The sequence below is a fragment of the uncultured Psychrobacter sp. genome (assembly GCF_947495825.1).
Lineage (GTDB): Bacteria > Pseudomonadota > Gammaproteobacteria > Pseudomonadales > Moraxellaceae > Psychrobacter.
The window spans coordinates 147,006-153,856 of the sequence record NZ_CANMAH010000010.1; the positions used below are offsets into that span (position 1 = coordinate 147,006).

5 protein-coding genes are annotated in these 6,851 nt (G+C 40.5%); all 5 read left to right on the plus strand.

Annotated features, from left to right (window positions below; translation table 11 throughout):
* Positions 1-195 precede the first annotated feature (195 nt).
* Positions 196-3,159, plus strand: a complete 2,964-nt coding sequence (locus tag Q0895_RS11405) for a valine--tRNA ligase (protein ID WP_299189002.1) — start codon at positions 196-198, stop codon at positions 3,157-3,159.
* 17 nt (positions 3,160-3,176) lie between these two features.
* The gene (locus tag Q0895_RS11410; protein WP_299189004.1) at positions 3,177-3,503 is read left to right on the plus strand and encodes a hypothetical protein; all 327 of its coding nucleotides are present in this window, start codon (positions 3,177-3,179) and stop codon (positions 3,501-3,503) included.
* A gap of 27 nt (positions 3,504-3,530) precedes the next feature.
* Positions 3,531-4,523: a hypothetical protein gene (locus tag Q0895_RS11415; RefSeq protein WP_299189006.1), complete on the plus strand. Its 993-nt coding sequence runs from the start codon at positions 3,531-3,533 to the stop codon at positions 4,521-4,523.
* 342 nt (positions 4,524-4,865) lie between these two features.
* Entirely contained in the window at positions 4,866-5,735 is an 870-nt protein-coding gene (locus Q0895_RS11420) for a hypothetical protein (protein ID WP_299189007.1), read from the plus strand.
* A 31-nt stretch (positions 5,736-5,766) separates the two neighbouring features.
* Complete coding sequence (locus Q0895_RS11425; RefSeq protein WP_299189008.1) at positions 5,767-6,783, plus strand: hypothetical protein; 1,017 nt, start codon at positions 5,767-5,769, stop codon at positions 6,781-6,783.
* Positions 6,784-6,851: the final 68 nt, after the last annotated feature.

Consider the following 6,851-nt stretch of genomic DNA (forward strand, 5'->3'; position numbering starts at 1 on the left):
GACTGTGGCCTATTATATGTAGCATTCGGCTGATTGCTGTTGTTAATTGTTTAATACACTCATTCAAACCTGATAAATTGACTCACCATCTAACAAAATCTGGCTATCTGCGTTAAAATCACCCTATTACTTATATTGCCTATTTTTCGTTATATTTTTTGGCCACATTCATTTTTACTAAAAGACAATTCTATTATGAGCAATCCTGAGAACCATACTGACATCAATACTAAGTCTAACCTAACTCAATCTATTCAAGCCGCCTTAAGTCAATTAGAAAACGCCTACAATCCCAAGGATGTCGAAGCCGGCATGTATCAAGGCTGGGAGGAGAGCGGTTATTTTGCCCCAACGTTTGATAAGGACGAGTCGTTCTCTATCGCCTTGCCACCACCGAACGTGACAGGCTCGCTGCACATGGGACATGGCTTTAACAACGCCATTATGGATGCGCTCACGCGCTATCACCGTATGGATGGTGACAATACACTATGGCAACCAGGTACCGATCACGCCGGTATCGCCACCCAAATGGTCGTTGAGCGCCGCCTAGAGGCGCAAGGTATCAAGCGCCGCGACATGACGCGAGAAGACTTTATCGATAAAGTCTGGGAGTGGAAAGAAGAGTCGGGCGACAACATTACCCGTCAGATTCGCAGGCTTGGCAGCTCGGTGGACTGGTCACGTGAGCGCTTTACCATGGATGACGGTCTATCAAATGCGGTAAAAGAAGTGTTTGTACGTCTGTTCGATGATGGTCTTATTTATCGTGGCAAGCGATTGGTCAACTGGGATCCGAAGTTCCAAACGGCGCTGTCGGACTTAGAAGTAGAAAACGTCGACGAAAAAGGCAGCTTGTGGCATTTTCGCTATTATTTCACTGATAAAGACCTGAAGACTCAAGATGGTAAAGACTACCTTGTCGTTGCCACCACTCGTCCTGAAACCTTACTGGGTGATACCGCTGTTGCCGTTAACCCAAGTGATGAGCGTTATTCTCATCTAGTTGGTAAAACCATCACTTTGCCAATTACTGGTCGCGTTGTGCCCATCGTTACGGATGATTATGTCGAGAGCGACTTTGGTACAGGCGTAGTCAAAATCACGCCAGCGCATGATTTTAATGACTATGAGCTGGGGCGTCGTCATAGCTTGCCGCTGATTAATATCCTTGATGAGCGTGCCAACATTTTGCCAGCGATGGAAGTCTATCCTGATTTGCAGACGCGCGAGCCAACGTTAGAGACTACGCCGAGCGAGTACGCAGGGCTTGAGCGTTTTGCTGCGCGCAAACAGCTGATCGAGCAAGCGAGTAGCGAGGGCTGGCTAGAAGAAGTAGAAGACTACGCACTCAAAGCCCCGCGTGCTGAGCGCGGTGGTACCATCGTCGAGCCGTGGTTGACCGATCAGTGGTATGTAGCCGTCAATAAGCTGGCGGGCCCTGCGATTGAGGCAGTAGAAGATGGCAGCATCGAGTTCGTCCCTGCACAATACAAAAACATGTATATGGCATGGATGACTGATCTACAAGACTGGTGTATCAGCCGTCAGCTGTGGTGGGGTCATCGTATCCCAGCTTGGTACGACGATGCGACTGGTGAGATCTATGTCGCACGTAGCGAGGCCGAAGTACGCAGCAAATACAACCTTGGCGATGACGTAAAACTGCGCCAAGATGATGATGTGCTTGATACGTGGTTTAGCTCGGGGCTTTGGACGTTTAGTACGCTTGATTGGGCAGATCCTAACGCCGATCCGCGCGTGCTTGAGACCTTTCATCCGACCAGCGTGTTGGTGACTGGTTTTGACATTATTTTCTTCTGGGTCGCGCGCATGATTATGATGACCCTGCACTTCGTCAAAAATGAAGATGGCACGCCGCAAGTACCGTTTAAGACCGTCTATGTACATGGCCTAGTGCGTGATGGCAATGGTCAAAAGATGTCCAAGTCGAAAGGTAACGTCTTAGATCCGATTGATTTGATTGACGGTATCGATCTAGAAGCGCTGGTTGAAAAACGCACCAGCAATATGATGAATCCCAAAGACGCAGCCAAAATTGAGAAGCAAACGCGTAAAGAGTTCCCAGAAGGCATCCCAGCCTACGGCACCGATGCGCTGCGCTTTACCTTCACATCTCTTGCCAGTACTGGTCGCGATATCAACTTTGATCTAAAACGTGTCGAGGGTTATCGTAACTTCTGTAATAAAATTTGGAACGCCAGCCGTTTTGTACTTATGAACTGTATCGATAATGACGGCAACGCCAAACCTATCGACCAAGTGGCCAATGCTGAGGTTTGGGAATTGCCAGAAAAATGGATTATGAGCCGTCTCAACTCGACCATTGCCAATATCCATCAGCACTTTGCTCAGTATCGCCTTGATATGGTCAGCCAAGATATCTATGAGTTTATCTGGAACGAGTACTGCGATTGGTACGTTGAGCTTGCCAAAGCCAGCCTCAATGATGACTCGGTGACAGATGAGCGTAAAGCGCAAATCCGCTACGTACTCTTGCATGTGCTTGAGACTGCGCTACGCTTTAGTCATCCGATCATGCCGTATCTGACCGAAGAGATTTGGCAGACCGTCGCGCCACTATTAAATCGTAAAAACACCGACAGTATCGTCATCGCGGACTACCCACAAACCGATAGCGAGCTAATCAGTGAGCAAGTCGAGTCTGATATGGCGTGGCTACAAGAGCTCATCGCGAGCGTGCGTAATATCCGCGGTGAGATGAAGCTGGGTAACGCGGTACGCCTGCCAGTATTGCTACAAAACGTCTCTAGCGACGAAGATGCGCGTCTATCACGTATCAAAAACCAGTTTAAAGCGCTTGCCAAAGTAGAGAGCTTAGAGATACTAAAAGAAGGTGATGAGGTGCCACTATCGTCATCAAGTATGGTCGGTCAACTACGTGTCCTCGTACCGATGAAAGGTCTGATTGATCCAACGGCTGAGCTGGCACGTCTGGGCAAAGCGCATGAGAAGCTACAAAAGCAAGCCGACGGTATCGCGCGCAAGCTCGGTAATGAAGGCTTTGTCAGTAAAGCACCTGTAGAAGTAGTCGATGCGGAAAAGGCGAAATTGGCTGAGCTAGAGGGTCAGTTGACGGCGATGACGGCGCAGATGGAAGAGCTTAGGGCGTTGTAGTCTAAGCAATCATTATAATGGCCATAACTTTAATACTTGCGTTCTTAATCATGGCGATTCTATATTTCTACTGGAATCGTCATGAGCCGTTAGATAAGAATGCCATTTTCGCCACTGTGTTTATGGTGGTATATGTGCTTGTTTATCTATTCTTAAATCCTCCATACTTCTCAACGAATCGTCATATTGATACCTTGCTGCTGTTATTACCTCTAGTATCGTATGGCGCTATTCTATTTCCTGAAATAAATACGAAGATACCAGTACAAGGCACAAGGGGATTTGGTTGGTTAGGGTTGGTTATAACTGTGGCGGTTTTGATTGGGTTTAAGTGGCTATTATGATAATTTAACTAAAACTGGAAAATACTTATGGATAGTATTTATTTTAAGCTGGTCTTTATCATTCTATTACTAGCTATCCCTAGCTACTTTTTCTATCGCCACCAAGCCAAAGATTCGCCAAAATATCGACAACTGAAAACCTCCTCAAACATCGACTACGATAGAGAAGTGTATGTCGAAAGCGACTTTAAAAACGCGCTGTTATATGTAGCGACTTTAGGCCATCACGAACATGCTATAAAAAGTAAAAATTCCTACGATAATACCTATGAGCAATACAGCTTTATTTTTAATAAAGTCACCGAACTACAAGAAAAGATCAATTTTGGCATCGCGAAGCTAGAGCAAAATATCGCTGCCATCATAAAAGAGCTAAAGGTTAGCAGTCGTTTGGTAGACGATTCATCAAATATAAAAGCAGTTATAGCAGCCATCAAAAGTACCGATAAAATCGATAATCAAGTCACGACCATTGATAGTCTTGGGTTTACCAAAGCCGCTCGACTTAAAACTTGGCTGCCATCGTTCTCACTGTTCTCAGGTATCATGGCAGGACTACTCACCTTAATGGTCATCTGGTTTTTGTTACTGGCGTTAGGGGGTAGCGGTACGACGCTTATTAGCTACGTCATAGTATTAGCATTTATGGTTATACCTTTCATTCTATTTTCTACTTTAAAGTCGCGTGCCAATGCAAAAAAGTTTGAGCAGCAAGATAAAGTGGTAATAGGGAAGATACAGGATATTTTAGATAATTCCGAAAAGTTAGAAAATACGATCATTCTGCTTAATACGAGTAATAGAGAGCTGGAGTCGTATCTAATTCAGCTAGCGTCTGCCAATAAGGAAGTCACCGCAGCGCTGTATAAAAATAGTGCGTATGTAAAAGCGGCGAGGAAGTCGAAGGCGTTGTTTAAGAAGGATGCGTATAGTGAGGAAGAGAATGCACTGGCAAGTCGGATTAATGAGGTGGTTGATGGGTTGGGAAGAGAGGTAGCGGTTAGTCAATTGTTGGGTTAGTATATATATTACTAATTAAACATTTGTTAGTATTATAGAAATTATAAATTATTCGAGTTTGGTTTAGATAAGAGCAAAAGTAAAAGACTAAAAAGAATGGCCTCAGCATTGGAGTTCTTTAAACCATAGAAATATGCGATGCATGGGGCGGTGTTTTTTTAAAGGCTCAGCTCGGCGCTCGTCCCTCGCGCAAAAGAGAGGAAAATATAAGCAGAATGGTAGTGAAAAAATATTAATATCAATTGCATATGAAAAGAATCAGATGAATGTAGGTATTAGAAAACCTTAAATCTAGTTTGACTAGTATAAAGGACACATAACTTAGTATTAGGTTGATGGGTAATGTTGATTTTAGAAGATTTTAATCAAAAATACGTGCTAGAAGTTATTGTAAGAGATTCTAGCAGTAATAATATAATTCATACACAGCCTCTAAGCGAGTATGAGCAACATCCTACAATCGATCTACAGGCAACTAGATGGGGAAATGGTCTATTAAATATATTAATGTCAGAAGGACAAATTACAGGGGGATTACAGTTGAAGCGTCTCTTCACTAATAATCCCAAGAATGACGCTACACGATTATTAGGAAGCATAGCTGAAGTACTAGTAGTAGATTTATGCAACACAGATTACAACATCAACAGAACCTTAGGGAAAATTGCTAGATATGGCACAAGAATTAGTAACAGTTTAGATAATTATGTAGCTGTAGCTACAGGGTCTTTAAAGACTAAGTCCCTTTACAACCAGCACTATAATCCTAATGACACTCAACGAGATATAATATGGGTTAACAAAGAGGATAATGAAAGCCAATTACTTTGTGTTAGAGGCAGTGCTCAATTTGGAAAACCTGCTGGGTTGCAGATTAAAGTAAGTAATGATTATCGGAATGTCTTGAGTAATATAGATCAATATCATTACCCAGTTTTATATTTCGATTTAAATAATGACTGGTCTAGCTTATCGAGAGAAATAAAATATCAAGGTCTAAATGTAATTTTGTATCACGCAGAAGATTTACACGATTTGATGAAAGAAGAGTTAAGAGGTTATTTTCAAATTCTAGTATCTTTATTTAATAATGATATAGACTTGAAATATATAATAGATAGAGCAAAATATGAGAATGATTCTAACCTATTGAAAGGGCTGAAAGGAGCTGAGAATAGAATAGATAAATTAATACTACCTACTGACTATTAGGTGTTCTATAAAAAAATCACATAGGAATAATATGTTAAATGAATTATTGAAAATTATTGATAATTACACTTTAAGTGATAAAGAGGAATATTTTGGGCGTTTGTTCGGTTTACTAATATTTAGATTTGAAGATTTTAAAGTTGAAATTCTAGATGAATTTAAAGAATGCTTAGACGATAGTCTACAGAAAAAAATAATTGATATCTATAAGGTACAGAAGAAAGCTGAATTAGATAGAGTCATTGAAGAGGTAGAGCCTGTTTATGGAATAAATACGGAAAGGATTAATAACCTAGAAGCTGATACTGAGATCAGTAGCTTCGAAAATATGATAGAAAGATTGGTTTCTGATTTAAAGAGAAATCCATTTATATTTGAACAATTTGTTGAGAATAATCCTGAAAGAAAATCTATTTTTATAAAAAACTACTTGATATTTAGAATGTTGGAAGTTGTCTATAACGACTATAGAAAGAAATTAGAAAGAGAAAGGATGCTAAAAAATTATACAAATAATTTTCTAAAAAAATTATATGCTGATATTGGTGTAGATTTGATGGGGAAAAATTCAAGTGGAGAGAGTGTGGATGGTAATTTCAACTCATACGGGTTAATCACTATAAAGAGTGGTTCAATAGATATTTTTTGTGATAAAGACAATCAGGTTCTAATCGATAGTGTGACTGAAAAAAATTACTCTGTTTTGTTTGGAAAGCGGCTATTACTTGAATGTTTAAAATACTTATATGATGAAGGTTTAATTAAAGACTTGTCTTTTAGGGTGGATGGTATTTCATCAAGTAGTTTATGGTTATTTGAAGATAGAGATTTTGGGGCTAGTTTAAGCAATGATATTGGAAAACTGCCTAAAATATCTAAATTCTATAATTTAGATAACCCAGAAGATGGTTTATGGATCTTTCATGATTTAGATAGGCTAGAAATTTCATTTGAAGAGCTATACAGTGATTTTGAGCTTTTAGAAGACAATGTAGTTACTCAGCTTGTACACTTAGAGTATTACATTGAAGCTAATAATTATAGTTAAATCTTTATAAAATCGATACAGCCCATATCATGAAACAGTTTAGGTAGATTATTCTCCATCCATCCTTG